The organism is Leisingera sp. ABM4_060, from assembly GCF_056158765.1.
In genome coordinates this window covers 3,413,588-3,439,835 of sequence record NZ_JBSWTX010000001.1, presented here as the reverse complement: position 1 = coordinate 3,439,835, position 26,248 = coordinate 3,413,588, and the positions used below count along the sequence as shown (strand labels likewise).

Here is a 26,248-nt window from a genome sequence, read left to right as displayed (position 1 = left end):
CTTAAACGGCAGGCGCAGCGGAAATGCAAACGCTTCAGCGCGGCTTGATCCCGGCGGGCTCCAGCTTGTGCTCGGGCTCCACGTGAATCACCACCTGCGCTTCGGGCAAGGCATCGCGAAGGGCAATCTCGATCAGGTCGCAAATGCCATGCGAGGCCCGCACCGTCATGGCGCCGTCCACAACCATATGAAACTCGATAAACAGCGCCTGCCCCGCCCGGCGCGTCTTCAGGTCATGCACCTGAAGCGCCCCGGAGCCCATGCGGTGAATGATCTCCTCGATCTTTCTGCGTTCCGCTTCCGGCGCTGCGGTATCCATCAGCCCGTTCACCGAGGAGGCGATCACCAGCCAGCCCTCGCGCAGGATATTGACCGCCACCAAGAGCGCCAGCAGCGGGTCGAGGAAAGCCCAGCCGCTGGCCAAGGCCAGGATCAGCCCGGCCAGCACCCCGGCCGAAGTCCAGACATCGCTCATCAGATGCCGCCCGCCTGCCGACAGCGCCGGCGACTTCAGCCGTCCGCCCGCCGCCAGCAACACCCGCGCCCAGGCAAGGTTCAGCACCATGGCCAGCGCATTGACCAGCAGGCCCGCCGTGCCCCAATCGGCAGCCGAGGGGCGGCCAAGGGCATTCACAGCCTCATGCAGGATCACCACTGCGGCGATCACAATCATGATGCCTTCGGCCACGGCCGAGAAATACTCCGCCTTGTGGTGGCCGTAGGGATGGCCGTCATCCGCAGGCCGCTGGGCATAGCGCACGGCAAACCAGGCAATCACAGCGCCGCCGATGTTCACGAAGGACTCAAGCGCATCCGACAGCAGCGCAACTGAGCCGGTCAGCATCCAGGCAGCAACTTTCAGCCCGGTCACCGCCAGCGCGATCAGGATCGACCCTGTCGCCAGTTGTGTTGCACTGAAGCGTTGAAACATGCCCTCTCCCCGCTTGTGCACTGTTTACATCAGCAGCCCGCGGCGCAAGAGGTTCAAGCCGGCGATCAGCAGCACCACCAGCGTGGCCCGGCGGAACAGCACCTGGTCGATCCGGTCATGCAACTGGCCGCCGATCCACATGCCCGCCACTGCGGGCACAATCAGAGCCAAAGAGAAAGGTGCCGTTTCCGCCCGCATCACACCGGAGCCGACATGCGCCAGCAGCAGCGCCACGGCTCCGAGGCCGTAGATCACACCCTGCACCCGGATCTGCTCTGTCTTTTCGGTGCCCAATGCGGTCAGATAGGCCACCGTCGGCGGCCCCCAGACACCCGACACCCCGCCAATCAGCCCGGCAATGCCGCCCACCGCGGCCTCGCTGCGGCGGGTCGGATTGGTGATCGAAAAGGTCTTTCCCATCAGCTGGATAAAGGCAAAGACCGTCACCGGCACCCCGATCACCAGCAGCAGCACCTGCTGCGGCAGCACCCGCACCGATTGGGCACTGAGCAGCAGGCACATCAGGCCAATCAGCAGAAACACCCGGAACTTGCCGATAGAAGCCACTGCCGCCCGCGGCCCTTGCCGCAGCGCTTGCATTCCGTTGGTGACCAAAGTTGGCAGAATCAGCCCCGCCAGCGCCAGATCTGGCGCCAGGAACATGCTGAGGCCGGAAATGAAGATCATCGGCATGGCAAAGCCGACCAGCCCTTTGACGGTGCCTGCCAGCAATGCGATTCCAAAAGCGGCTGCCAGCTCGGCCGGGGAAATGAGGGAAAACAATGCGCTCATAACCCTGCTCTACCACATCCGTGCCGCGCTGCACCGGCAAAATCAACACGCAATATTTGATCCAAACGCCGCACCTGTGAGTATTTTTGTTGCGCTGCACCTGCAAAATGATTTACCACCGGGCGACCGAAGAAGGATCTGATTCATGGCTCATGACGGACAGGACTTGCAGATGAAACCGACACTCATTCCCGACCTGCTGGCACTGACCGGCGCCGCCCTGGAACCGCTGGACCAGCTGCTTGACGCTGCCCGGGCCTCCGTGAAGGAAATGGTCAGCAGCGAGGGCCGCGTTTCCGGCAAGCTGATCGAGGAAAACCAGGTCGCCGCGCACGGGCTGTCCTGGCTGGCCACTTACGTCTACTCGCTGCGGCAGATGCAGAAATGGGCCGAGAAGCTGCAAGGCGAGGGCAAGTTCGGCGAGATGGAGCAGCTGATCCATCAGATCGGCTTTGGCGAATACCTGTGGCAAGTCTACGGTGGCATCCAGATGAACCAGGGCGAGATCATCCGCCTGCAGGACCTGGGTCTGAGCCAGGATGCGCAGCGCTCGCTGATGGTGCCTGCGGTGATGACGCTCTGCGAGCAGGGCAACAGCCAGGCCGCCCGCTCCCGCCTGGTTGAACTGATGGAAGAGCAGGCAGGCTCCACCATGTTCGGCACCTCCGGCCTGGAAGAAGAGCTGGAAATGATCCGCGACCAGTTCCGCCGCTATGCGGTCGAAAAGGTCGAGCCGAGTGCCCATGACTGGCACCTGAAGGATGAGCTGATCCCGCTGAGCGTGATCGAAGAGCTGGCGGAGATGGGCGTCTTCGGCCTGACCATCCCCGAGGAATACGGCGGCTTTGGCCTGTCCAAGGCCTCGATGGTGGTGGTCTCCGAGGAACTCTCGCGCGGTTATATCGGCGTTGGCTCCCTGGGCACCCGCTCCGAGATTGCGGCCGAGCTGATCCTCTGCGGCGGCACTGACGAGCAGAAAGCCAACTGGCTGCCGAAACTGGCCAGCGCCGAGATCCTGCCCACCGCAGTGTTCACCGAGCCGAACACCGGCTCCGACCTCGGCTCCTTGCGCACCCGCGCGGTGAAGGATGAGAACGGCGATTACAAGATCACTGGCAACAAGACCTGGATCACCCATGCGGCGCGCACCCATGTGATGACCCTGCTGGCGCGCACCGATCCGAACACCACCGACCACCGCGGCCTGTCGATGTTCCTGGCGGAAAAGACCCCGGGCACCGACGAGCATCCCTTCCCGACTGAAGGCATGACCGGCGGCGAGATCGAGGTGCTCGGCTACCGCGGCATGAAGGAATACGAGCTGGGCTTCGACAACTTCCATGTGAAGGGTGCAAACCTCTTGGGCGGCGAGGAGAACAAAGGCTTCAAGCAGCTGATGGAGACCTTTGAATTGGCCCGTATCCAGACCGCGGCCCGCGCCATCGGCGTCGCGCAATCAGCGCTGGACATCGCCATGCAATACGCGCAGGAGCGCAAGCAGTTCGGCAAGTCGCTGATCAACTTCCCGCGCGTCTCCGGCAAGCTGGCGATGATGGCGGTGGAAATCATGATCGCCCGGCAGCTCACCTATTTCTCGGCCTGGGAAAAAGACCACGGCCACCGCTGCGACTTGGAGGCCGGCATGGCCAAGCTGCTGGGCGCACGGGTCGCCTGGGCAGCAGCCGACAACGGCCTGCAGATCCACGGCGGCAACGGTTTTGCGATGGAGTACAAGATCTCCCGCGTGCTCTGCGATGCCCGCATCCTCAACATCTTTGAGGGCGCCGCCGAAATCCAGGCACAAGTCATCGCCCGCCGCCTGCTGGGCTGACCTGCCAGCAGCCGCTGCAATTCATGTGCACCAAAGCCCGGCCGCCGCGCCGGGCTTTTTCTTTGGAGCGCAAAATGCGGCCAGCTTGCAATGGCCGCGCGGAATAACACTGTTTCCAATCCTGGTTATTCGTTCCTTAACAATTCGTGGTTAACAAGAAACCATGACCCTTCTGCGCTGCCTCCTTGTTCCGTTCCTGATGCTGCTTTCCGCTTGCGGCGATGCCGTGCCGGCCGAACATCCTTCCCGCATTCTGGCCATGGGGGATTCCCTTCTGGCCTGGCACAGCCTGGCAGGCAAATCGGTTGCAGACACTGTGGCCCAAGAACTGCAGGAACCTGTGGTCGACCGTTCCGTTTCCGCCGCACGGGTCATCTACAAACTGCCGGTCTCTGCCGCAGCCGGACTGCAGATCCGCAACCAGTACAGGCCCGGAAAATGGGACTGGGTGATTGTCAACGGCGGCGGCAATGATCTCTGGCTCGGCTGCGGCTGCATTGCCTGCAACCGCAAGATGGACAAGCTGATTTCGGCAGACGGGCGCAAGGGTGCAATCCCCGGCATGCTGTCGGAGCTGCGCGCGACCGGTGCCAGGGTCATCTATGTCGGCTACCTGCGCAGCCCCGGAGTCGGATCGCTGATCGAGCACTGCCGCGACGAGGGCAACGAACTGGAAACCCGCATTGAACGGCTTGCGGCACTGGACGAAGGCATCCACTTCCTGTCACTCAAGGACATGGTGCCTTTTGGCGACCGCTCCTACCATGCCCTCGACATGATCCACCCGTCAGTGAAGGCCAGCACTGAAATCGGCCGCAAGGTCGCAGACATCATCAACACCAACTAGCCGCGCACGCCCTCCCGCCCCCTCCAGCCTTGAGCATGGCGCCGTGCTGCACACGGCGCGGCAGCGGATTTCTGCAAGGGGCGCGACCGCGCCGCGCGCCGCGCGGCGCCACGCCCAACGGAAGCAAGGCATTTCCAATGCCGCCGCGACGGGCGGGAGCACACCGTGCCCCCCTCCCCGATAGCGCCTTGCATTTGACAGGGTCTCTCTTCACAGTTCCGGCTGCCACAGCAATTGGTCTCTTCTGATGCCGCGCCTTGCCTGGATCCTTGTGTTTCTGCTCACCGGCGCCTGTACCGGCGACGAGACTCTCTCCGCATATGGGGCGGCCGGCAAGCTGTGGCAGCTCTCCAGCATTGACGGCGCCGGTTTTCCGGCAACCGCCAGCCTGGCCTTTCCAGCGCCCGGCAAAATCGCAGGCCAGACACCCTGCACCCGCTTCCGTGCCAGCCAGACCGCGCCCTACCCCTGGTTTGCCGCCGAAATGCCCACGGCCGCGGCCCCTGCAGATTGCCCGGGCCCGGAGCAGGATGCCGAAACCGCGTTTCTGACAGCGCTGCAAGAGATGACACTCGCCGAAATCTCAGGAGACGTGCTGATCCTCAGCAACGAACAAGGGCGCGAAATGCTGTTCAAAGCCGCGCGCTGAGCAGGTCCGCGAACCGCCCGCGTGCGTCCGGCAGCGTCCGGTTGCCCAGCGATGGCGCCAGATGTGTTTCCAGGAAATAGCCGGTGGTGCGCAGCGCCTGCACAATCTCAGCATCCTCCGCAGCGCCTTCTCCCAGCATCACCGGCGGCAACGGCAGCACGGCCAGGCCCAGTCCCCGGCGCCTTCACGTGAAACAGCCCGGCCCGACTTGGGTGATACAAACTCCAGGCCGCGGGTGCGCCCAGTCACCGCACAGGCCGTGAAATCCAGGCCAAACCCCAATTCCTCCAGCAGCGCCAGTTCCCAGCGCAGATAGGCAAGCGGCCAAAGCTCCTCGTTCTCCAGGAGATCCAGCAGGTTTTCGCTGCGCCGGTAGAGCGCGGGGTGCGGTTCGCGCTCCGGCAGGCAGAAGCCAAGCAGCGCCGTCACCGCGTTGAGCCCGGCCAGCGCCAGCCGCCCGGACAAAGCCGCAGCCGCCCGGCTGCGCAACAGTTCAGCGTCATAACTGCCGAGGTGCTCTTCCAGCCGGGCCCGCCAGGTGAGATCAAGCTGTGCGCCCGGCTGCAGCACCGGCGCCATCCTGCGGCCGGCGCCGCCGCGCACCACGCCCGCATGGCGGCCATGTTCTTCGGTGAATACATCAATGATCGCCGAATTTTCACCGTGGCGGCGAATTGAAAGCAATATGCCGTGATCACGCCATTCCAACGGCGGGTCTCCCTGTCATCCGGACTGTACCAGCAGAACCGATTGCAGCGGCGCCTGCAAGTGGCCGCAACTACTCCAGCCCGGGCTCGTCCAGCAAGTGGCGGCCGCGGCGGTCCTCGACCTCGATCACCCAGAGATCAGGGTCGAACTCCTGCTGGCGGCGGATCGAGGCGTCCACATCCGTTTCTGCCCCAGAAGCCAGCGCATCCCATTTCCGGTTGCCGCTCATCAGGTCATAAGTGCGGTGAAAGGCGCTGGCCCGGCCGTCAAGGGTATTGAGCTTGACCAGAACGGCGCCGGCCGTGTCGTCGCCATGCGCGGTGACAAAGGCTGGGATATCCATCAGCCGCAACCGGGCCAGATAGGCCTGCACCCAGAATTCCGCAGTGAGGCGGCTCATTGCGCATTACCCCCGGCAGCGGAGGCGGATGAGGGCGCCGGAGCCTCCGGCGGGGATACTTCGGGCAAGAGGAAATCCAAGGCGCCCCGCCTCAGTTGCCGTCTTTGAAGTCGAGGCCCATTTCCGAGTAGCGCTCGGCCTCTTCCAGCCAGTTCGGGCGCACTTTCACCTGCAGGAACAAATGCACCTTGCGGCCCAGGAAGTCTTCCAGTTCCGCGCGGGCAGCCTGGGAGACCGCCTTGATGGTCTCGCCGCGCTTGCCCAGCACGATGCCTTTGTGGCCGTCGCGCATCACATAGATCAGCTGGTCAACCCGGGCCGAGCCGTCCTTGCGCTCTTCCCATTTCTCGGTCTCGACGGTCAGCTGATAGGGCAATTCCTGGTGCAGCCGCAGGGTCAGCTTTTCGCGGGTCATTTCCGCAGCGATCATCCGCATCGGCAGGTCGGCAATCTGGTCCTCGGGGTAGAGCCAGGGGCTTTCCGGCAGCTTGCCTGCCAGCCACTGGCGCAGGTCGTCGACGCCGTGGCCGCGCTCGGCCGAGATCATGAAGGTTTCTGCGAAACCATAGCGGCTGTTCAGGTCTTGGGCGAGGCCCAGCAGTTTCTCGGCCGGCACCTTGTCGATCTTGTTGATCGCCAGCGCCACGGTGCGGCCCTCGCCGATTTCCTCCAAGCCTTCAAGGATCGTTTCGACGCCTTCGGTGATGCCGCGGTGGGCTTCGACCATCAGGACGACAACGTCAGCGTCCGCAGCGCCGCCCCAGGCGGCGGCAACCATCGCCCGGTCCAGACGGCGGCGGGGTTTGAACAGGCCGGGGGTGTCCACGAACACCAGCTGTGCATCGCCCTCCATTGCCACACCGCGGATGCGGGCGCGGGTGGTTTGCACCTTGTGTGTCACGATTGAGACCTTGGCCCCGACCATACGGTTCAGCAGGGTGGATTTGCCCGCGTTGGGCTCTCCGATCAGGGCAACGAATCCGGCGCGTGTGGTCATCTGTACTGGTCCTGTTTGCAGAGCAGACCCCCTACAGGATTTTACCCACAGGGGCCAGAGGTGTTTTCCAGGGCATTCAGGCCAGCCTCGCACAGGCTTGCCCTAGGTCAAAGACCTGTGGCACTCCCCATGCAACAACCGCAGCGCCGAGCCATTCCGACAGCCAGGCCGTTCTTTGAATGCATGACAGGAGGCCTGCCTGATGAACCGCCGTGATTTTTTGCTTGGCACCGCTGCAGCAGGCGGCGCTGTCGGGGCTGCTGGCTGGGGCCTAGCCAGCGCTGGGAATGTGCAGGAGCTGACACTTCAGCCCGCCAGCTTCACGTTCCGGGACAAGCCGACCGAAGGAATGGTGAGCCTGTCGCCGGGCGCGCCGCCGCCGGTTCTGTTTGGCGCGCAGGGCAAACCCATGCACCTGCGGGTGACCAATGGCACGCCGGATTACACCGCAATGCACTGGCACGGGCTGCGGATAGCCAACCAAATGGACGGGGTGCCCTACCTGACCCAGGTGCCGATCGCAGGCGGCGAGAGCTTTGAGTACACTTTTACGCCGCCCGATGCCGGCACTTACTGGTATCACCCGCATTGCATGACCATGGCGCAGATGGCGCATGGGCTGACCGGGGTGATGGTGATCAAGGAGGCGGAGGATCCCGGCTTTGACGGCGACCAGGTGATCAACCTGCGCGACTTCCGGCTGGATGATGAGGGCGCCTTCCTGCCCTATTACACCGCGCGCGGGGCCGCACGGGGCGGCACCCATGGCAATGTGCTGACCGCTAACTGGCTGCAGGCACCGGTCTATGACCACCCGGCAGGCGGGCTGGTGCGCCTGCGCGTGGTCAACACCGACACAACCCGGATCTACAAGCTGCATCTCAGCACATCGCAGGCGCGCATCATTGCCTGGGACGGGCACCCGGTGGAGATTGATGTGCCTCTGCCTTCTGCCGAAGCGCCCTTGCTGGTCGGCCCCGGCCAGCGGGTGGATTTTGCAGTGCGGATGCCTGCGGGCGAGGGGGAGACGGCAGACTTGCTGACAGAGCTGCCGGGGCAGCCAACGCGCACCATGGCGCAGCTTCGGTCCGTCGGCGCGAACCTGGCACGGGATCTGCGGGAGCTAAAGCCGCTGCCTGCCAACCCGCTTTCGCGGCCTGATCTGGCAAATGCCGAAGTGCATGATTTCGTCTTTGGCTGGACACCGGAGGGCGATGCCCCCAACGACGGCTACTGCGGCTCGATGGGTTACAGTTTCTGGTCGATCAACCGCACGCCCTGGGCAGGCGATGCCGCCAAGGGCACCGGCCCGCTGGCAACGCTGGAGCGCGGCAAGAGCTATGTGCTGCGGCTGAGGAACGAGTCTCCGAACCTGCATCCGATCCATTTGCACGGGCTGGCCTTCGTCCCGATCAGTTCAAACCTGCGCAAGCTGCCGCCGCTGGTCACCGACACCATGCTGCTGCTGAAAGACGAGGTAGCTGAAATCGCCTTGGTCGCCGACAATCCCGGTGACTGGGCCTTTCATTGCCATGTGATCGAACACCAGAAGACCGGGCTCGCGGGCTATATCCGGGTGACCTGAAACCTCAGCCCAGTTGCGCAAGCAGCGCCTTGGCGGCAGCCTGTTCCGCCTGCCGCTTGGAGCCTGCGGTGGCCTGCGCCTCGGTACCATCCTGCAAACGCACGGCGATAGTGAAGACCGGCGCGTGGTCCGGGCCGCTGCGGGAGACCTCGGCATAGACAGGCACTTTCTGCCCGCGCGCCTGCGCCCATTCCTGCAGCGAGGTCTTGGCGTCGCGCGCGTCGGTTTCCACCTGATGAATGCGGCTGCCCCAGAGGCGCAGGATCATCTCGGCCGCAGCCTCAAAGCCCGCATCCTTATAGACCGCGGCAATCACGGCTTCCATTGCATCGCCCAAGAGCGCCTGCTTGCGCCGGCCGCCGGACATCATCTCGGAACGGCCCAGTTTCAGCACTGCGCCCAGGTCGATCTCCTTGGCAACATCGGCGCAGGCTTCCTTGCGCACCAGCGCGTTGAACCGCGGCGCCAGCTGGCCTTCGGTGGCGGCCTTGTCGTGCTCCAAGAGCGCAGTTGCCATCACCAGTCCCAGCACCCGGTCGCCCAGAAACTCCAGCCGCTGATTGTCCTTGCGGTTGGGCGATGACACCGACGCATGAGTCACGGCGCGCTGCAGCAGGTCGGGACGGTTAAACCGGTAGCCGATCCGCTCTTCAAACGCGCGCAGTTCCTTGGACAGTTTCACTGGATCCCCTTGAAGAAACGGTCGCCGCGCCAGGTCCAGAAGTAGAGCATCGAACGCCCGGCAGAGGAGAACATGATCCGGTCGGCCCGGCCAATGAGGTTTTCAAACGGCACAAACCCAACACCGCCCGCGGATTGCGGCAGGCGGCTGTCTGAGGAGTTGTCGCGATTGTCGCCCATGAAGAAGAAATGCCCCTCCGGCACTTGGTAGACGCCGGTGTGGTCCATGCCCTGATTGGTGATGTTCAGCACGATATGCTCGTTGCCGCCGGGCAGGGTTTCCTTGGTACGGGTCTTTTTGCAGACGGCACCCTGGCCAACCGGAGCGTTCTCGCAGCGCGGGAAAGACCCCTGCGGCCCCTGGCGTTCCATCACTTCTTCGAACTGGCCAGCATCCTCGCGCTTCACGGCTTCGCCATTAATGAACAGCACGCCGTTCTTCATCTGGATTTTGTCGCCCGGCAGGCCGACCAGCCGCTTGATGAAATCATTGCCGTTGACCGGATGGCGGAACACCACCACATCGCCGCGCTCAGGCTCACCGCCCATAAGGCGGGTGTTGTCGCCGTCCAGGAAACCGCAAATGTCCTTGGCGTCGATGTTCAGCCCCACGGCAGGAATGCGCACGCTGGGGCAGGACGCATAGGAATAGCCATAAGCCATCTTGTTCACGAACAGGAAATCCCCGATCAGCAGGGTTTCCTTCATCGAGCCCGAGGGGATCCAGAACGGCTGGAAGAACAGGGTGCGGAAGATACCGGCGATCAGCAGCGCATAAACGATTGTCTTGATGGTCTCGACAATCGAACTGCCGGTCTTAGCTTTGGCCGTCATCAGGCTCTCCGGTTTGGAAACAGGGTCCGGGGCTACATGCGGGGCTGAGGGGGGCAAGTCAAGTTCCAGAGGGCGTTTCCGCGGGGTCTTCCGCCTTGGGGCGCGCTTCGATCACCACAAAGGCCTGCGCCCAGGGGTGATCGTCGGTCAAAGTCACGTGGATTACCGCCTCATGGCCGGGCGGGGTCATCTCGCGCAGGCGCTCGGCCGCCCAGCCGGTCACTTGCATCACCGGCTGACCGCTGCGCAGGTTGGAGACCGCCATGTCCTTCCAGGCAATCCCCATCCGCAATCCCGTGCCCAGCGCCTTGGAACAGGCCTCCTTGGCGGCCCAGCGCTTGGCATAAGTGCCCGCCACATCGCGCCGCCGCTCAGCCTTGCGCTGTTCAACTTCGGTAAAGACCCGGTTGCGGAACCTGTCGCCAAAGCGGTCCAGCGTCCGCTGGATCCGCTCGATATTGGCAAGGTCGGTTCCAACGCCCAGGATCATTCTTCCAGCCGCTTCAGCCCCAGTTTGATGCCGTGGCCCAGGAACAGGCGGTTGATCATCAGCACCACCGCCAGCAACACGCAGAAAACACCCGCAAGGAACACGAACGGTATCGTTTCCCGCGCCTCGGCGAGCACCGGGTTGTTCCAGAACAGCGGCAGCTGGGCGGTGGTCAGAATGGCCACAACGCCAGTCATTGCCGCCGCATTGACCCAGGCGGCCTTGCCCGCCAGAGGCGCGCGGGTCTCCCGCGCAATCCGCAACCCCTCCATGACCGAGGCAAACATCGGCGGCAGCACGGTCGCCAGCCCGGCCGGCATATCCATCCCGAATTGCGACAGCAACAGCGCCAGCAGCATCATCCCAACTGAGGCAGCCATCCACAACAGCCCGTAGCGGATCAGATTGACTTGCATTGCCCCGTTACCCCCGTGCTTCATCCATCAGCCGGCGCATTTCCTGCACTGCCGGCACCAGCCCGCGAAAGACCGCTTCACCGATCAGGAAGTGGCCGATGTTCAGCTCCTTCACCTCCGGGAACGCCGCGACCGGCTGCACCGTATCGTATGTCAGCCCGTGGCCCGCGTGAACCTCCAGCCCCAGCGAATGCGCAAATGCCGACATTTCGCGCAGCGCTTCAAGTTCGCGATCGCGCTCGGCAAACTTGTCCTCGGCGTGAAAATCGCAGTAAGCGCCGGTGTGCAGTTCGATCACTTCGGCACCAATCCGGTGCGCGGCCTCGATCTGCTTCTTGTCCGCCGCAATGAAGATCGACACCCGGCAGCCCGCATCCCGAAGCGGCGCAATGTAATGCGCCAGACGGTTCTCCTCGCGCGCCACTTCCAGCCCGCCCTCGGTGGTGCGCTCCTCTCGCTTTTCCGGCACGATGCAGACCGCGTGCGGCTTGTGGCGCAGGGCGATCTTCTGCATCTCCTCCGTCGCCGCCATCTCAAAGTTCAAGGGCACTGTCAGCGCCGCCATCAGCCCGTCTATATCGGCATCGGTGATATGGCGGCGGTCTTCGCGCAGATGCGCGGTGATGCCGTCGGCGCCCGCCTCCTCGGCCAGTTTCGCCGCCCGGACCGGATCCGGATAGGCGCCGCCGCGGGCATTGCGCACGGTGGCGACATGGTCGATGTTCACACCCAGCCGCAGTTGGTTCTGTGTCATGAAAGCTGTCTCATCCGTCTGAAGTCAAAGCCTTAGCCCAAGACTAGACAGACAGCGCACAAGAGCAAGCTTACAGGCAATAATGGTACAATCCGGCAGGATCAGGAGCCGGAGCCAATGTCCGCGCGCTGCTTGATCGCCTCGAATTTGGCCTTGATCTTGGCCCGGCGGCGCTGCTGGTAGAACCGGATCGCCGGCAGGCTCAGCACATAGCAGACCGTGGCCGAAATGATCCCCGGAATGATGCCGCCGATCATGTAGGGATAGAACACCTCGTTATAAAACAGATGCAGCCCCTGCCAGTCTGCCGGCTGATCCATGAACAGGGCAAACAGGTTGTCTTTCAGGTCCTTGCCTGCATCCATGAACTTGCCCACCAGGGATTTGTCGACCTGCTCGTCGAATTCGGTCCCCAGGATCCAATGCCCGGTTTGCAAGGACGCCACCCCGATCGGCACATAGGTCAGCGGATTGCCAAAGAAGGTGGCGCTGAGCGAGGCGAGGATATTGCCGTTCATCACCCGGGCAATGAGGGCGGCAACCAGAAAATGCAGCCCGTAAAACGGCGTGAAGGTGGTAAACACACCGGCCCAGATGCCGCGTGCGATGCGTTCAGGAGAATCGGGCAGCCGGCGCACCCGGTGCTTGACATACAGGAACGCCCTTCCCCAGCCGCCGCGCGGCCAGAGGAAGTCTGCCAGCGCCCGGAGGGGCGGACGTCTGTCCCGGCGCCTGAATACCAAAGCTGTGCGTCCTTCCCAGTTTCCGGCCCAGATTCAGGCTCAGAGTTTCAGCGGCTTATCCCGGAAAATGGCGCTCTTCCGGCCGTTCCCGGAACCGCGCAACCGCGGCAACATCGCTTTCCGCTTCAAGCGTCAGCATAAGCGAGTGCAGCTGCTCCACATCCCGCAGCTCCACATTGATCATAAGCCGGTAAAAGTCTGGTTTCCTGTCGACAAATTCCAGGTCCGAAATATTGGCCTTTTTTTCGCCAATCAACGTGCAAATGCGTCCCAGCACCCCGGCGTCATTGCCGATGGTCAGCTCCAGTGTGGTGCCATAGGCCGCCGGGTGGGTGCCGCTGTGCCACTGCACGTCGACCCAGCGCTCGACCTGGTCCTCGAATTCGCTCAGCCGGTCGCAATCGGCCGCATGCACCACCACCCCGCGGCCGCGGTAGGTGATGCCGATGATACGCTCACCTGGCAGCGGCTGGCAGCAGGGCGCACGCTCAAAGCTCTGGCCCGGCTCCAGGCCGACCACCGCCCGGCGCGGTGAAATTTCGTCGCCATCTCCGGTGGTCAGCTCAGGGTACACCGATTGCACCACGTCATGCGCGGTGATCTCCGCAGCACCCAGCCGTGCCAGCAATTCGTCAACGCCGCTGGCCCGCAAGGCCCGCGCCGCGGTCTCCAGCGCCTTATCGGTGGCTTTCTTGCCGACATGTTCAAAGGCAGAACGCGCCAGCTCATGGCCCAGTTTCACAAACCGCGCCCGGTCCGCCTCGCGCAAGCTCCGGCGGATGGCGGTGCGGGCCTTGCCCGTCGTCGCAATTTCCAGCCAGCTCACCTGCGGGGTCTGGCCTTCGGCGGTGATCACATCCACCGACTGGCCATTGCGCAGCCGGGTCCACAGCGGCACCCGGATCCCGTCCACCTTGGCGCCGACGCAGGAGCTGCCGATACGGGTATGGATGGCATAGGCAAAATCGATCGGTGTCGCGCCCTTGGGCAGCTTGATCACGTCGCCCTTGGGGGTAAAGCAGAACACCTGGTCCGAATACATCTCGAGCTTCACAGCCTCGAGGAATTCGTTGTGGTCGTCCTCGGCGTCGAACTGCTCGGTCAGCGAAGCGATCCATTTGGCCGGGTCCACGGCAAAGGGGTTTTCCGAGCGCACGCCGTCCCGGTAGGACCAATGCGCAGCAACCCCGGTTTCCGCCACATCATGCATCTGCCGGGTGCGGATCTGCACCTCCACCCGCTTGCCGTCACGGCCCGACACCGTGGTGTGGATCGAGCGGTAGCCGTTCGATTTCGGCTGGCTGATGTAGTCCTTGAACCGGCCCGGCACCGCGCGCCAGCGCTGGTGAATCGCGCCCAGCGCCCGGTAGGCATCCTCTTCGGACAGGGTGATCACCCGGAAGCCATAGATATCCGACAGCCGCGAGAACCCCTGATCTTTGGCCTGCATCTTGCGCCAGATCGAATAGGGCTTCTTGGCGCGGCCGAATACCTCGGCCTCGATCCCTGCCTTTTCCAGCTCGCCGCGCATGTCACCGGTAATCCGGTGGATCACGTCGCCGGTTTCGCGCTGCAGGGTGACAAAGCGGCGGATGATCGACTGGCGCCCCTCGGCGTTCAGCACGCGGAAGGCCAGATCCTCCAGCTCTTCGCGCATCCACTGCATCCCCATGCGCCCCGCCAGCGGCGCATAGATATCCATGGTCTCGCGCGCTTTCTGGGCCTGCTTTTCCGGGCGCATCGCCTTGATGGTGCGCATGTTGTGCAGGCGGTCGGCGAGCTTCACCAGGATCACCCGCAGGTCCTTGGACATCGCCATGAACAGCTTGCGGAAGTTCTCCGCTTGCTTGGTCTCGCGGCTGGACAGCTGCAGGTTGGTCAGTTTGGTGACACCATCGACCAGCATCGCCACCTCGCCGCCAAAGCGGCGCTCGACCTCCTCATAGGAGGCCTTGGTGTCTTCGATGGTGTCATGCAATAGCGCGGTGATGATGGTGGCATCATCCAGCCGCTGTTCAGTCAGGATCGCGGCCACTGCCACCGGATGCGTGAAATAGGGCTCGCCCGAGTGGCGGAACTGCCCGTCATGCATCTGCTCGCCAAAGTCATAGGCTTCGGCGATCCTGTCCGCATTGGTCTTGGGGTTGTAGTTGCGGACCAGAGCAATCAGGTCTTCAGGGGAAATCATGTCCGGTCCGCAGCCTCAAAATTCTTTAGGCGCGCGCCTCAGCCCTGGCCCTGGGCCTCCATCAGTGCGCGCAGCAGTTTCTCTTCCGACATGTCGTCTTCGGCGGGTTTGTCGCCGTCAGCACCCATCAGCAGAGCCATGGAATCTTCTTCCGGCTCGTCGACTTCGATCTGGGTCTGGTTGCTCTCGATCAGACGCTCGCGCAGATCGTCGGCGCTTTGGGTCTCGTCTGCAATCTCGCGCAGGGACACGACCGGGTTCTTGTCGTTGTCACGCTCAACGGTGATCGGCGCACCTGCCGAAATCTCGCGGGCGCGGTGGGCTGCCAGCATCACCAGCTCAAAGCGGTTGGGTACCTTGTCTACGCAATCTTCAACCGTCACGCGGGCCATGAGCGACTCTCCAATTCATTCCGGGTCCAGAAGGCAGACATTTACGCCCATATCTTTCTCTTGACAAGGGCGGAAAACGCCGCATTGGACGGGTTACAGCGGCTTTACCTCTGCCACTTCTCCTGCGGCCAGATCCGCCAGCATTTCAGATACAGTTTTCTTCAGCACCGGATGGCTCCAGCGCGGCGCAATATCGTTCAGCGGCACCAGCACAAAGGCCCGGTCCTGGATGCGCGGATGCGGCAGGATCAGCTGCCCCGGCGCCTCTTTCATCTGGCTCTCCAGCGGCAGCCCGTGCCAGCGGGCAAAACCCTCCGCATCAGGCAGCACGGCACCGCCGTAATCCAGCAGGTCCAGATCCAGCGTGCGCCCTGCCCAGCGCTTGTCGCGCACCCGGGCAAACTCCGCCTCGACCTCATGCAGGCGGGCCAGCAGCGCCCCCGCCGGCAGCGTGGTTTCCACAGCCGCCGCCGCGTTTACATAATCCGGCCCGGCGCCCGCCGGAAAACAGGGCGTCTGGAAGAAACGCGACACGCTGCGCAGGATGACGTCCTCCGACTGCAGGGCAGAAATAGCCTTTGACAGCGTGACTTGAGGCGCATTAGCGTCAACAGGCAGGTTGCCGCCAAGTGCGATAAGCGACATTTTCCGGTTTGCGGCCATTTTTGACCCTATTTCAGAATGGCAGTATACTTGCGGCAGATGGCAAATAACTTACATTAAGTCCACCCGTTTCGCCGAATTCATTCTTTCACTCACGGACTCCCGGCCGAGGCGGATATACCGGAAGGAACATTTGATGTTTTACAAAGACGAACGGCTCGCGCTGTTCATAGACGGGTCGAATCTATACGCCGCGGCCAAGGCGCTTGGATTTGACATCGACTACAAGCTTCTGCGGCAGGAATTCATGCGCCGCGGCAAGCTGTTGCGCGCCTTTTATTACACGGCCCTGCTGGAAAATGACGAGTATTCGCCGATCCGGCCTCTGGTGGACTGGCTGCATTACAACGGCTTCACCATGGTCACCAAACCGGCCAAGGAATACACTGACAGCATGGGCCGCCGCAAAGTGAAGGGGAACATGGACATCGAACTTACTGTCGATGCCATGGAACTGGCGCCGCGGGTCGACCATATCGTGCTGTTCTCGGGCGATGGGGATTTCCGCCCGCTGATTGCCAGCCTGCAGCGCCAGGGCGTGCGCGTCTCGGTGGTCTCGACCATCCGCAGCCAGCCGCCGATGATCTCGGATGACTTGCGCCGCCAGGCCGACAACTTCATCGAGCTGGAGGAACTGCGCGACGTGATCGGCCGCCCGCCGCGCGAACAGAGCGAACCGCGTTCGACTACGGTGGCCCACGGCTGACCCGGCCGCTGCGCGCGTCAAATACAGAATCAGGCGCCCGATGGGGAGGCGCCTGTTCACATGAGCTTACCCGCCCGCCTGGGCATTGATCTGATTGTGGCGGGTGATGATGTCCGGCGGCCAGCTGCTCTTGATATAGGCCAGCACCGCCAGCATCTCTTCTTCGCTCAGCACGCCCTCATAACCGCCCATGCGGCTGCGGTACCCCTCACCCGCCAGCGGCTCCACGCCGTATCTGGTGATCGCCAGAAGCTGCGCATCCGGGTGATGCCAGGTATGGCCGCTTGCATCATGCGGCGGCGCAGGCAGATAGCCCTCGGCGTCCCGCTGCTGCCAATCGGGCTCTCCTTGCAATCCGGCCCCATGGCAGCTGGCACAAAAGTCCTGATAGATTTCCGCGCCGGCTTTAACGGCCTCCGGATCCTGGTAGGGCAGGATCCCGGACGCAAGTGCATCCGTTCCGGCCAGCCAGTAAGCACCGCCCGCCAGCACCGCTGCGGCAGCGCCGCCAATCATCCGCTTCATGCCTGCCTCTCTTGCTGTTCCATCCCGCAGCTCTCTGCCGCCTTCCTCCGCAGGAAGCTCCAATCACAAACCCGTGAGGTCTATCTGGCCCTAGACCTCGACGCCCGGACCGCTTACCTCTGCTGCGCAAGGAGACGCCAATGACCAAGCCAGCCCTGACCCTCTACCTCGCTGCCCCGCGCGGCTTTTGCGCCGGTGTCGACCGCGCCATCAAGATTGTCGAAATGGCGATCGGGAAATGGGGCGCGCCGGTCTATGTGCGCCATGAGATCGTGCACAACAAATTCGTGGTCAACTCCTTGCGCGACAAGGGTGCGGTTTTTGTCGAAGAGCTGGACGAATGCCCCGATGACCGGCCGGTGATCTTCTCCGCCCACGGCGTGCCAAAATCAGTGCCCGCCGCCGCCGAGGCGCGCGAAATGGTCTATGTCGACGCCACCTGCCCGCTGGTCTCCAAGGTCCATATCGAGGCCCAGCGCCACGCCGAGGCTGGACTGCAGATGATCATGATCGGCCACAAGGGCCACCCCGAAACCATTGGCACCATGGGCCAGCTGCCCGATGGCGAGGTGCTGCTGGTGGAAACCGTCGAGGATGTGGCCACGGTCGATGTGCGCGACCCCGACCAGCTGGCCTATGTCACCCAGACCACCCTGTCGGTGGATGACACCAAGGGCATCGTGGCAGCGCTGGAGACGCGTTTCCCCAACATCACCGGCCCGCACAAGGAAGACATCTCGTTATGCCACCACCAACCGCCAGGAGGCGGTGAAATCGGTCGCCCCCAAGGCCGATGCCCTTTTGGTGGTCGGCGCGCCCAATTCCTCCAACTCCCGCCGCCTGGTCGAAGTCGGCGCCAAGAACGGCTGCGACTACGCCCAGCTGGTGCAGCGCGCCGAAAACATCGACTGGCGCGCGCTGGAGGGCATCCGCTCGGTGGCCATAACCGCGGGCGCCTCCGCACCGGAACTGCTGGTCAACGAGGTGATCGACGCCTTCCGCGAGCGCTATGACGTCACCGTCGAAGTGGTCGAAACCGCCGTCGAAACAGTGGAGTTCAAGGTGCCCCGCGTCCTGCGCGTGCCCGCGTAAAGAAACTTTCAAGTTAAGAGAAGGGTTTCACAGTCTGCGCCGCTGGTGCAGGCTAACCATGCTACGCGACAGCCTTTGAACTTTTCCCTGGAGCCGCATTCATGATTACCCTTCATTTTCTGATTACTGCCTTTGTCGTCGTCCTCGCCCCCGGCACAGGCGTCATTTACACGCTGGCCCTGGGTCTCGGCCAGGGCCGGCGCGCTGCGATCTGGGCGGCACTTGGCTGCACCATCGGCATCGTCCCGCACCTTGCCGCCGCAACCCTGGGCCTGGCGGCCGTGCTGCACAGCTCGGCCCTGCTGTTCCAGATCGTCAAGGCCGCCGGGGTTGCCTATCTGCTGTATCTCGCCTGGCAGGCCCTGCGCAGCGGCGGCGCCTTGGCCGTAAACTCCAAACGCACCAGCCAGCCCGGCTGGAAAATCGCCTGGCGCGGAGCGCTGATCAATATCCTGAACCCCAAGCTGTCGGTGTTCTTCCTGGCGCTGCTGCCCCCCTTTCTCAGCGGCAACCCAGCCAGCGCCACGCTGGAAATGTCGGTGCTGGGCCTGGTGTTCATGGTGATGACCTTTGCCATCTTTGTGCTTTACGGGCTGTTCGCCGCCCAGGCCCGCAGCTACCTTCTGAACAGTGAGCGGGTGCTGAAATGGCTGAACCGCGGCTTTGCCGGGGTGTTTGCAGGCCTTGCCGCCCGGCTTGCCATGGAACGCGCCTGAATTGACGGCTTGGAGATGATCACATGAGCGATGACAGAACGATCGGAGTCTATGACGATCAAGCGGCGGAATACGCCCAGCGCTTTGCCGGCGGCATGGACGCAGGGGAAGAGGCTGATTTCCTTGCCATGACCGCCCGGCTTCCCGAAAACGGCACCCTGCTGGATCTCGGCTGCGGCCCCGGCCAGTGGGCGGCCCGTTTCCGGGACGCAGGCTACCGCGTTGCCGCTCTGGATGCCTCGCAGGAAATGGCCGATACAGCCCGCGGGACCTATGGGATCGATGTCATCGTCGCAGGATTTCACGCTCTGGACGCCGAAGCAGTCTTTGACGGCGTCTGGGCCTATTTCAGCCTGCTGCATGTGCCCCGCACCGAGCTCCCCGTCCATCTGGCCGCGGTGCACCGCGCGCTGACACCCGGCGGCACCCTGTGCCTGGCGATGAAACTGGGCGAAGGCGAAGGCCGCGACGAGCTGGGCCGGTTCTATGCCTATCACAGCGAAGAGGAACTTCGCGGACATCTCGGAACCGCCGGTTTCACCGTTCTGGGCCACCGCCGCGGAAAAGGCAAAGGACTGGCTGGCACCGAACAGGAGTTCGTAGTACTGACCGCGCATGCCTGAATTATTTGCTTATACCGACGGCGCTTGCTCCGGCAATCCCGGCCCTGGCGGCTGGGGAGTGCTCTTGCGCGCCATGGATGGTGAAACCATCGTAAAAGAAAAAGAACTGCAGGGCGGCGAGGCAGAGACCACCAACAACCGGATGGAGCTCTTGGCCGCTATCAACGCGCTGGAAAGCCTGGCCCGCCCCTCAGTGATCACCGTGGTCACCGACTCGGCCTATGTGAAAAACGGCGTTACCGGCTGGATCTTCGGCTGGAAGAAAAACGGCTGGAAGACCTCGAACAAGAAACCGGTCAAGAATGTCGAGCTATGGCAGCGCCTGGACGAAGCGCAAGCCCGCCACAAAGTGACCTGGGAATGGGTCAAAGGCCACGCAGGCCACCCGGAAAACGAACGCGCAGACGAGCTGGCCCGGGCCGGCATGGCGCCTTTCAAGAAGAAGAAAAGCGCCTGATGCGTGAGGCGCACGGATGACCTTCCTGATGCTGCTGGATTACGCCTCGGTGCTGGTCTTTGCGCTGACCGGCGCGCTGGTCGCCAGCCGGGCGCAGCTGGACATCGTCGGTTTTGCCTTCGTCGCCTGCCTTACCGCACTAGGCGGCGGCACCGTGCGCGACCTGCTCTTGGACCGCAACCCGGTGTTCTGGATCGGCAACCCGGATTACATCCTGCTGGCAGCCAGCGCGGCGGTGGCGGTGTTCTTCACCGCTCATCTGCTGGAAAGCCGCCTGCGCTGGGTGGTGTGGCTCGACAGTTTTGCATTATCCGTGGCTGTCCCCGCGGGGACAGGCGCCGCAATTGCACTGGACAGCCCGCCGGTGATCACTGTTCTGATGGGCATGGCCACCGGCACCATGGGCGGCCTGATGCGCGATGTGGTGTGCAATGAGGTGCCCTTGGTTCTGAAACAGGGCGAGCTCTACATCTCCTGTGCCATGGCTGGCGCGATCACCGCGGTTCTGGGGATCTGGCTGGGCCTGGAACTGGGCTTTGCCCTGCTGGCTTGTGCCGCCGTGTGCTGGTGCCTGCGGGCCGGCTCCATCCTGTTCGGCTGGCACCTGCCCGTCTACAAAAGCCGGCCGCCGCGCAGCTGAACAGCTGAGCCGGACTCAGGCAGCATCCCGGCCGACATCCAGCAGGCCGAGAAACGCTTGCCCCTCCTGGCTGATCCGCGCCTTGCGGCCCTTGCGGCGGTGCCAGCCCAGCGCCGCCTCGTGCTGTTCGTGCAGCGCCTCATCGCGCAATAGCTCTTCCTTGATCTCCAGCGCCGCGCCGAAATGATCCGCCAGCCGCCGGTCCTCCTCCTCGTTGCGGTCGAACCTGTGCCAATAGCCGGGCTCGATGGAGGAGGTGAAATGGTTTGCCCGCCCCCGCGCCTTCTTGTTCAGGAAGCCGTCGCGCGAGCGCAGCGCATAATGGTTGAGCTGCGCCGCGGAATAGCCGTAGCTGCCGCGCACATGCAGCGCCCCTTCCAGTTCCGCTTCCGGCAGCCGGGTGCCATCGGCCAGCTGCCAGTTCACCTCCTGCGGCGGCACCGCCAGGAACGGGCGGTGCACCCCCATCCGGTCAAACTTGCCGTTATTGCGGTGAACAGTCTTGAAGAAGCGGTGCTCTCCCGCTACCCCCGCCTCGGGCTCGGCGCGGGTAAAGGCCTGCGGCACCGGCGGGTGGTCCACCTGCGCGACGCCGGCATTGCCGAAGATCCGCCACACGAACGAAACCGCATCCGCGTCGGCCCGCTCCGCCAGCAGCCCCGGCAGCGTGCCGTCGCCGGAATTGATCTGCAGGTATTCGTCAACGTCGACAACCAGCACCCAGTCGGCAGCGGCCACTGCCGGTTCGTATTCTGCCCACATCAGCGCGCTTTTATGCGGTCCCCGCCGCATCACCCGGTTGAAACGGTGCTGCACCACCCCCATCCGGTTCAGGCAGCGCAGGATATGGTCGGTCGGGTCCGAGCAGTCATTGGTGAAAATGACAAAATCGCTGACGCCAATTGCCTTGTAGTGGCTGATCCAATCGAGAATATAGGCGCCTTCATCCTTCATGGTGGTCACAACCACCACCTTCGGCGCGCCCTGCCGGGTGCTGTCCTGTGTCATCTGCAAATGCTCTCTGCCTCGGGTCCGCCGCTTTTGCGGTCGTTAACGCTACATTAACCATTCAGCCGGGCAGCGCAGCAGAAATTACGCCTTCTCCTCCAAGCTGTGGCCCGCAGGCCGCAGCCGGGCTATTTGCCCCTGTACCGCTGCCACAGCCAGATCAGCAGCAGCGCACCCAGAACAGCGCCGGCAAAACCGGCCATGAAGCCCATCACCGTCAGCAGGAACCGCAGCACCAGCCCGCCGATCAGGGCGCCTGCCATGCCGATGCAAACCGTGGTGATGATATCGGTGTCCAGCTTCATCAGCCGGGTGGCAAGGAAACCGGCCGCGGCGCCAATGATGATCAGGGCAATGATGGGCATGTCAGGCCTCCTTACTTGCGCCAATGGGTCGGCACGATCACCAGCGCCCCGATCGAAGAGGCGATGGCGTTCCAGCCCGGCGCGCTGAAGCCGATGCCGAACATCAGCCGCACGAAGAAAAACAGGAAGGCGCCGCCGGTGCAGATGATGATCGATTGCACATAACCATTGCTGGTGAAGCCGCTGCGCTCAGCGGCATAACCAACGATACCGGCAATCACCACGGTGCCCATCAGGGTCAGGATCATCACGCGCCTCCGCTTACAGTCTGGTTACAGGCCTGATGACAGCCCTGGTTACAGGCGGCTGCCCTTGGGCACCGGGAAGCCGCGCAGGAATACGTCCGGATCCTGCGCGCTTTTGCCTGCCCGTTGCAAGCGCAGCAGTTGAACTGCCCCTTCGCCGCAGGCGATGGTCAGCCCGTCATCAAGCACTTCGCCGGGATTTCCCTGGCCTTCCGCCAGCCGTGAGGCCAACAGCTTCACCCGCTGGCCTTCAACCTCGCACCAGGCGCCCGGGAAGGGCGACAGACCGCGGATCTTGCGGTCGACTTCGACGGCCGGCCGGGTCCAGTCGATCTGCGCCTCCGCCTTGTCGATCTTTTCGGCGTAGATGACGCCGTCTTCCGGTTGAACCTCAGGCATCAGTTCCGGCAGGCGGGTGAGTGCCTCGACGATCAGCCCAGCCCCCATTTCCGACAGCCGGTCATGCAGCTGGGCAGTGGTTTCCTCGGCGCCGATTGCTGTGGCTTCGCGCAGCAGCACCGGCCCGGTGTCGAGCCCGGCCTCCATCTGCATGATGCAGACGCCGGTCTCCGCATCGCCCGCCATCACCGCCCGGTGAATCGGTGCCGCCCCGCGCCAGCGCGGCAAAAGGCTGGCGTGAATGTTCAGGCAGCCATGCACAGGCGCGTCCAGCACCGCCTGCGGCAGGATCAGCCCATAGGCAACAACCACCGCAACGTCAGCATTCAGCGCCGCAAAAGCCGCCTGCTCCTCCGTCCCTTTCAGCGAGACCGGATGGCGCACCTCCAGCCCCAGGGCCGCGGCGCGGGCGTGGACGGGGGTGGGACGGTCCTTCTTGCCGCGGCCCGCAGGCCGGGGAGGCTGGCAGTAAACGGCGGCAATCTCGTGCCCGGCGGCAACCAGCGCGTCCAGCACCGGCACCGAGAAATCAGGTGTTCCCATAAAGATGATGCGCATCAGTGTTCCCGTCCCTGCCCCGCTGCCTTGCCGCACGTCTGGCGGGGCCTTCCAGCGCAACAAAAGGGTCGCGCCCGGTCCCGGGGTGGGCGTTTCGCGCCTGCCCTGGGGGCGGGGCCGGGCGAAAACCGGGCCGCGACCGGCCCGGAGAATGGAAATCCGGCCTTTAGCCGTTCAGCTTCTTCGCCTTGCGGATCAGCATGTCGCGTTTCACCTTGCTGAGGCGGTCGAAATACATCTTGCCGTTCAGATGGTCGATCTGGTGCTGCACCGAGGTCGCCTCGATGCCGACAAAGTCGCGCCTGTCGACCATGCCCTGCTCGTTGATGTAGCGGACCGTAACCGCGCGCGGCCGTTTGATCTTGGCCGAGACACCCGGCAGGTTGGGGCTGGCCTCGTCATGCTCGCGCAGCTCGATCGAGGCATGCAGGATCTCGGGGTTGGCAAGCTTCACCGCCTTGCCGCGCTCGGTGGAGCCATCCACCACCGCAAGCCGCAGCATCACACCGATCTGATTGCCCGCCAGGCCAACCCCCGGCATCGCGTCCATGGTATCGACCATGTCGTTCCAGATCTCGCGGATCTCGTCGGTGATCTCAGTTACTTCCTCGGCCTTGGCGCGCAGGCGCTTGTCAGGCCAGGGCAGGCAGGTGCGGACAGTCATGTCTGGTGTTTCCTCAGGCCCGGGCGCGTTCGCGCTTCAGCTTCTGCATCTTGCGGGTGATCATCTGGCGCTTCAGCGGCTTCAGGTAATCGATGAACAGCTTGCCGTCCAAATGGTCGATCTCATGCTGCACGCAAGTGGCCCAAAGCCCGTCAAACGCCTCGGCTCTCGCATTGCCGTCGCGGTCCATCCATTCGACCTCAACCACCTTGGGGCGGGTCACCTCGGCGTATTGATCCGGGATCGACAGGCAGCCTTCCTCATAGACATTGGTTTCGTCCGAAGAGGAGATGATCTGCGGGTTGAACATTACCAAAGGACGCGGGTCGCCGTCCTCTTCCTTAACGCAATCCAGCACGATCAGCCGCTGCAGGATGCCGATCTGCGGCGCCGCCAGGCCGATGCCGGGCGCAGCGTACATGGTTTCCAGCATATCATCCGCCAGCACGCGCAATTCATCGCTCAGGTCCGGCACAGGCACGCAGACCTTTTTCAGGCGGGGGTCGGGATGGATCAGGATCGGTCTTTTCATGAGGTTCATCTATGCGATCAGCCGCTTTACCGCAACGCCCCCCTTGCGCGCAGCGCAGCAGCGATTAGCTTCGCTGGCAAAGTTACGGGCAACGACACGGGAGTCCACCGCATGAATTTCGACAAACCCGCCGACCGCCGCGGCACCCACAGCTCAAAGTGGGACAAGATGGAGCAGCTGTTCGGCGTCTCCGCCGAGGACGGGCTGGCGATGTGGACCGCAAATTCGGATTACCAGACCGCGCCCTGTGTCATCGAGGCCGTCAAAAAGGCCGCGGAACATGGCGTGTTCGGCTACTCCTGGCAGCATCCGGAGTATCTGCAAGCGGTGCAGTGGTGGATGAAGACCCGGCACAGCTGGGAGATCGAAACCGACTGGATCCTGACCACCCAAGGCCTGGGCAACGCGATTGCCTTGTGCCTGGATGTGCTGACCGCACCGGATGATGGCGTGGTGATCTTCTCGCCCGTCTATCATGAGTTTGCCCACAAGGTGAACAAGGCGGGCCGCAAGGTGGTGGAATGCCCGCTGGCACGCAACGGCGATGATTACAGCGTCGATCTGGACGACGCCCAGTCGCGGCTGGACGGCTCTGAAAAGCTGCTTCTGTGGTGCTCGCCGCAGAACCCCTCGGGCCGGGTCTGGACGCCGGAGGAGCTGCGGTCGGTGGCGGATTTCGCCAAGCGCAACGGGCTGATCCTGGTCTCGGATGAGATCCACCACGATCTGGTCTACCCGGGCCACACCTTTGTGCCGATGGACGCTGCCGCACCCGAGGCGCGTGCCTGGACCATTACCCTGACCGCCGCCTCCAAGACCTTCAATATCGCAGGCCAGCGCACCGGCAACATGATCATTGCCGACCCGGAGCTGCGCGCCAAGATGCGCCATCGCCTGAACACGCTGGACTATGACCCGAGTTCCCTCGGCGTGGCGATGATCACCGCCGCCTACTCGCCCGAGGGTGCCGAATGGGTGGATGCCCAGATCACGCACCTGGAAGGCAACAGGAAACTGTTTGATGAGGCCGTCAACGCCCTGCCCGGCCTGAAATCGCTGCCGCTGGCCTCCACCTACCTGGCCTGGGTCGATTTCTCCGGCACCGGGATGAGCCGCGAGGAGTTCATCAAGCGCCTGCGCGAAGACGCCAGGATCGCCACCTCGCCCGGCGACGGATTCGGCACCGGCGGCGAGTTCATGGAGCGTTTCAACCTGGCCACCCAGCGCGCGCGTGTTGAAGAAGCCTGCCGCCGCCTGACCGCAGCCTTCTCGGACCTGCAGTAAAGTGAAGCGCCTGCTGCGCCTCTTGGCGCTGGTTGTTCTGACCAGCGCTGCCTGGATGGCCTGGCAGGCCTTTGCCCCGCGCCCGGCACCGCCGCCCCTGGGCGCGGCGGTGGACCGGATCGACCGCATCCTGATCGAGAAATCGGCCCGCCGCCTGACCGCCAGCCGCGGCGGCGAGACGGTGCTGAAGTTCCCCATCTCGCTGGGGTTCACCCCTGACGGCGACAAGGAACAGGAAGGCGACGGCAAGACGCCCGAGGGCGTTTTCCTGATCGACCGCCGCAACCCCAACAGCGCTTATCACCTGTCCCTAGGGATCAACTATCCGCAGCCCGAGGACCGCGCCCGGGCGCAGGCCGCCGGCGTCAGCCCCGGCGGCGACATCTTCATTCACGGGCAGCCGAATTCCCTGGGCAGCCTGATCACCCTGCCGGGCGACTGGACCGCCGGCTGCATTGCCGTCAGCAATAAGCAGATGGAAACGCTCTGGCGCCTCACCCAGATCGGGACTGAGGTGGAAATCCGGCCCTGAA

The 26,248-nt window shown here is 63.6% G+C and carries 32 protein-coding genes and 2 pseudogenes; 13 read left to right on the top strand and 21 right to left on the bottom strand.

Annotated elements, in window-relative coordinates; genetic code table 11:
* Positions 1 to 34: 34 nt before the first annotated feature.
* Entirely contained in the window at positions 35 to 931 is an 897-nt protein-coding gene (locus tag ACXAEH_RS16565) for a cation diffusion facilitator family transporter (protein WP_475034320.1), read from the bottom strand.
* A gap of 24 nt (positions 932 to 955) precedes the next feature.
* Positions 956 to 1,723, bottom strand: coding sequence for a sulfite exporter TauE/SafE family protein (locus ACXAEH_RS16560; RefSeq protein ID WP_475034318.1), 768 nt, complete (start codon positions 1,721 to 1,723; stop codon positions 956 to 958).
* On the opposite strand from ACXAEH_RS16560, the gene ACXAEH_RS16555 reads away from it, so the two are divergent.
* The 4 genes from ACXAEH_RS16555 to ACXAEH_RS16540 all read left to right on the top strand — a co-directional run bounded on the left by ACXAEH_RS16555 (position 1,608) and on the right by ACXAEH_RS16540 (position 5,050).
* The gene (locus ACXAEH_RS16555) at positions 1,608 to 1,865 is read left to right on the top strand and encodes a hypothetical protein (RefSeq protein WP_475035640.1); all 258 of its coding nucleotides are present in this window, start codon (positions 1,608 to 1,610) and stop codon (positions 1,863 to 1,865) included. The two genes, ACXAEH_RS16560 and ACXAEH_RS16555, sit on opposite strands and share 116 nt — an antisense overlap.
* A 3-nt stretch (positions 1,866 to 1,868) precedes the next feature.
* Positions 1,869 to 3,554, top strand: coding sequence for an acyl-CoA dehydrogenase family protein (locus tag ACXAEH_RS16550; RefSeq protein ID WP_475034317.1), 1,686 nt, complete (start codon positions 1,869 to 1,871; stop codon positions 3,552 to 3,554).
* 163 nt (positions 3,555 to 3,717) lie between these two features.
* On the top strand, positions 3,718 to 4,401 hold the full coding sequence (locus ACXAEH_RS16545) for an SGNH/GDSL hydrolase family protein (protein WP_475034315.1): 684 nt from the start codon (positions 3,718 to 3,720) through the stop codon (positions 4,399 to 4,401).
* A gap of 247 nt (positions 4,402 to 4,648) precedes the next feature.
* Positions 4,649 to 5,050: an META domain-containing protein gene (locus tag ACXAEH_RS16540; protein ID WP_475034313.1), complete on the top strand. Its 402-nt coding sequence runs from the start codon at positions 4,649 to 4,651 to the stop codon at positions 5,048 to 5,050.
* Here the strand turns inward: ACXAEH_RS16540 and recO are convergent.
* The 3 genes and pseudogenes from recO to era form a co-directional block, all read right to left on the bottom strand.
* Positions 5,034 to 5,758: pseudogene (gene recO, locus ACXAEH_RS16535) on the bottom strand (DNA repair protein RecO). The gene ACXAEH_RS16540 and the pseudogene recO sit on opposite strands and share 17 nt — an antisense overlap.
* 70 nt (positions 5,759 to 5,828) lie before the next feature.
* Positions 5,829 to 6,158: a DUF1491 family protein gene (locus ACXAEH_RS16530; protein ID WP_475034311.1), complete on the bottom strand. Its 330-nt coding sequence runs from the start codon at positions 6,156 to 6,158 to the stop codon at positions 5,829 to 5,831.
* A gap of 91 nt (positions 6,159 to 6,249) precedes the next feature.
* Complete coding sequence (gene era, locus ACXAEH_RS16525; protein WP_475034309.1) at positions 6,250 to 7,155, bottom strand: GTPase Era; 906 nt, start codon at positions 7,153 to 7,155, stop codon at positions 6,250 to 6,252.
* Positions 7,156 to 7,357: 202 nt separating this feature from the next.
* On the opposite strand from era, the gene ACXAEH_RS16520 reads away from it, so the two are divergent.
* Positions 7,358 to 8,740: a multicopper oxidase family protein gene (locus ACXAEH_RS16520; protein WP_475034307.1), complete on the top strand. Its 1,383-nt coding sequence runs from the start codon at positions 7,358 to 7,360 to the stop codon at positions 8,738 to 8,740.
* A 4-nt stretch (positions 8,741 to 8,744) separates the two neighbouring features.
* Here ACXAEH_RS16520 and rnc read toward each other — a convergent pair whose 3' ends face one another.
* The 9 genes from rnc to folK all read right to left on the bottom strand — a co-directional run bounded on the left by rnc (position 8,745) and on the right by folK (position 15,901).
* A complete protein-coding gene (gene rnc / locus ACXAEH_RS16515) occupies positions 8,745 to 9,422 on the bottom strand; it encodes a ribonuclease III (RefSeq protein ID WP_475034305.1) in 678 nt (225 codons plus the stop codon).
* Positions 9,419 to 10,255, bottom strand: coding sequence for a signal peptidase I (lepB, locus tag ACXAEH_RS16510; RefSeq protein ID WP_475034303.1), 837 nt, complete (start codon positions 10,253 to 10,255; stop codon positions 9,419 to 9,421). Before lepB ends, rnc begins: the two co-directional genes overlap by 4 nt.
* Positions 10,256 to 10,313: 58 nt before the next feature.
* Positions 10,314 to 10,745: a holo-ACP synthase gene (gene acpS, locus ACXAEH_RS16505; RefSeq protein WP_475034301.1), complete on the bottom strand. Its 432-nt coding sequence runs from the start codon at positions 10,743 to 10,745 to the stop codon at positions 10,314 to 10,316.
* Complete coding sequence (locus ACXAEH_RS16500; RefSeq protein ID WP_475034299.1) at positions 10,742 to 11,161, bottom strand: ABZJ_00895 family protein; 420 nt, start codon at positions 11,159 to 11,161, stop codon at positions 10,742 to 10,744. Before ACXAEH_RS16500 ends, acpS begins: the two co-directional genes overlap by 4 nt.
* 7 nt (positions 11,162 to 11,168) lie before the next feature.
* The gene (locus tag ACXAEH_RS16495; protein WP_475034297.1) at positions 11,169 to 11,915 is read right to left on the bottom strand and encodes a pyridoxine 5'-phosphate synthase; all 747 of its coding nucleotides are present in this window, start codon (positions 11,913 to 11,915) and stop codon (positions 11,169 to 11,171) included.
* Between the two features lie 101 nt (positions 11,916 to 12,016).
* A complete protein-coding gene (locus ACXAEH_RS16490) occupies positions 12,017 to 12,658 on the bottom strand; it encodes a DUF2062 domain-containing protein (protein WP_475034295.1) in 642 nt (213 codons plus the stop codon).
* A 55-nt stretch (positions 12,659 to 12,713) separates the two neighbouring features.
* Positions 12,714 to 14,846: a RelA/SpoT family protein gene (locus ACXAEH_RS16485; protein WP_475034293.1), complete on the bottom strand. Its 2,133-nt coding sequence runs from the start codon at positions 14,844 to 14,846 to the stop codon at positions 12,714 to 12,716.
* A 38-nt stretch (positions 14,847 to 14,884) separates the two neighbouring features.
* Entirely contained in the window at positions 14,885 to 15,238 is a 354-nt protein-coding gene (rpoZ, locus tag ACXAEH_RS16480) for a DNA-directed RNA polymerase subunit omega (protein ID WP_039125464.1), read from the bottom strand.
* Between the two features lie 93 nt (positions 15,239 to 15,331).
* Positions 15,332 to 15,901: a 2-amino-4-hydroxy-6-hydroxymethyldihydropteridine diphosphokinase gene (gene folK / locus ACXAEH_RS16475; protein WP_475034291.1), complete on the bottom strand. Its 570-nt coding sequence runs from the start codon at positions 15,899 to 15,901 to the stop codon at positions 15,332 to 15,334.
* A 136-nt stretch (positions 15,902 to 16,037) separates the two neighbouring features.
* Here folK and ACXAEH_RS16470 point away from each other — a divergent pair, with 136 nt between their 5' ends.
* Positions 16,038 to 16,607 (top strand): LabA-like NYN domain-containing protein, encoded by a 570-nt coding sequence (locus ACXAEH_RS16470; protein WP_475034289.1) that lies wholly within the window; start codon positions 16,038 to 16,040, stop codon positions 16,605 to 16,607.
* Positions 16,608 to 16,673: 66 nt separating this feature from the next.
* Here the strand turns inward: ACXAEH_RS16470 and ACXAEH_RS16465 are convergent, their stop codons facing one another.
* On the bottom strand, positions 16,674 to 17,132 hold the full coding sequence (locus ACXAEH_RS16465; protein WP_475034288.1) for a c-type cytochrome: 459 nt from the start codon (positions 17,130 to 17,132) through the stop codon (positions 16,674 to 16,676).
* A 140-nt stretch (positions 17,133 to 17,272) separates the two neighbouring features.
* On the opposite strand from ACXAEH_RS16465, the pseudogene ispH reads away from it, so the two are divergent.
* The 5 genes and pseudogenes from ispH to ACXAEH_RS16440 all read left to right on the top strand — a co-directional run bounded on the left by ispH (position 17,273) and on the right by ACXAEH_RS16440 (position 20,660).
* Positions 17,273 to 18,224, top strand: a pseudogene (gene ispH / locus ACXAEH_RS16460) (4-hydroxy-3-methylbut-2-enyl diphosphate reductase).
* A gap of 101 nt (positions 18,225 to 18,325) precedes the next feature.
* Positions 18,326 to 18,940 (top strand): LysE family translocator, encoded by a 615-nt coding sequence (locus tag ACXAEH_RS16455; protein WP_475034286.1) that lies wholly within the window; start codon positions 18,326 to 18,328, stop codon positions 18,938 to 18,940.
* A gap of 23 nt (positions 18,941 to 18,963) precedes the next feature.
* Positions 18,964 to 19,563: a class I SAM-dependent DNA methyltransferase gene (locus ACXAEH_RS16450; RefSeq protein ID WP_475034285.1), complete on the top strand. Its 600-nt coding sequence runs from the start codon at positions 18,964 to 18,966 to the stop codon at positions 19,561 to 19,563.
* Positions 19,556 to 20,020 carry a ribonuclease HI gene (rnhA, locus tag ACXAEH_RS16445; protein WP_475034283.1) on the top strand — a complete coding sequence of 155 codons (465 nt, stop codon included), beginning with the start codon at positions 19,556 to 19,558 and terminating at the stop codon, positions 20,018 to 20,020. The genes ACXAEH_RS16450 and rnhA overlap by 8 nt, the downstream gene beginning before the upstream one ends.
* A gap of 16 nt (positions 20,021 to 20,036) precedes the next feature.
* Positions 20,037 to 20,660 (top strand): trimeric intracellular cation channel family protein, encoded by a 624-nt coding sequence (locus ACXAEH_RS16440; protein WP_475034281.1) that lies wholly within the window; start codon positions 20,037 to 20,039, stop codon positions 20,658 to 20,660.
* Positions 20,661 to 20,675: 15 nt separating this feature from the next.
* Here the strand turns inward: ACXAEH_RS16440 and ACXAEH_RS16435 are convergent, their stop codons facing one another.
* The 6 genes from ACXAEH_RS16435 to def (ACXAEH_RS16410) form a co-directional block, all read right to left on the bottom strand.
* The gene (locus ACXAEH_RS16435) at positions 20,676 to 21,668 is read right to left on the bottom strand and encodes a glycosyltransferase family 2 protein (RefSeq protein WP_475034279.1); all 993 of its coding nucleotides are present in this window, start codon (positions 21,666 to 21,668) and stop codon (positions 20,676 to 20,678) included.
* A 128-nt stretch (positions 21,669 to 21,796) separates the two neighbouring features.
* Complete coding sequence (locus ACXAEH_RS16430; protein WP_475034277.1) at positions 21,797 to 22,033, bottom strand: GlsB/YeaQ/YmgE family stress response membrane protein; 237 nt, start codon at positions 22,031 to 22,033, stop codon at positions 21,797 to 21,799.
* A gap of 11 nt (positions 22,034 to 22,044) precedes the next feature.
* Entirely contained in the window at positions 22,045 to 22,281 is a 237-nt protein-coding gene (locus ACXAEH_RS16425) for a hypothetical protein (protein ID WP_475034276.1), read from the bottom strand.
* A gap of 48 nt (positions 22,282 to 22,329) precedes the next feature.
* The gene (gene fmt / locus ACXAEH_RS16420; RefSeq protein ID WP_475034274.1) at positions 22,330 to 23,235 is read right to left on the bottom strand and encodes a methionyl-tRNA formyltransferase; all 906 of its coding nucleotides are present in this window, start codon (positions 23,233 to 23,235) and stop codon (positions 22,330 to 22,332) included.
* A 166-nt stretch (positions 23,236 to 23,401) separates the two neighbouring features.
* The gene (gene def, locus ACXAEH_RS16415) at positions 23,402 to 23,899 is read right to left on the bottom strand and encodes a peptide deformylase (protein ID WP_475034273.1); all 498 of its coding nucleotides are present in this window, start codon (positions 23,897 to 23,899) and stop codon (positions 23,402 to 23,404) included.
* Positions 23,900 to 23,912: 13 nt separating this feature from the next.
* Positions 23,913 to 24,431: a peptide deformylase gene (gene def, locus ACXAEH_RS16410; RefSeq protein WP_475034271.1), complete on the bottom strand. Its 519-nt coding sequence runs from the start codon at positions 24,429 to 24,431 to the stop codon at positions 23,913 to 23,915.
* 111 nt (positions 24,432 to 24,542) lie between these two features.
* Between def (ACXAEH_RS16410) and ACXAEH_RS16405 the strand changes: the two genes are divergently transcribed.
* A complete protein-coding gene (locus ACXAEH_RS16405; RefSeq protein WP_475034269.1) occupies positions 24,543 to 25,715 on the top strand; it encodes a MalY/PatB family protein in 1,173 nt (390 codons plus the stop codon).
* Between the two features lies 1 nt (position 25,716).
* Entirely contained in the window at positions 25,717 to 26,247 is a 531-nt protein-coding gene (locus ACXAEH_RS16400; RefSeq protein ID WP_475034267.1) for a L,D-transpeptidase family protein, read from the top strand.
* Position 26,248: the final 1 nt, after the last annotated feature.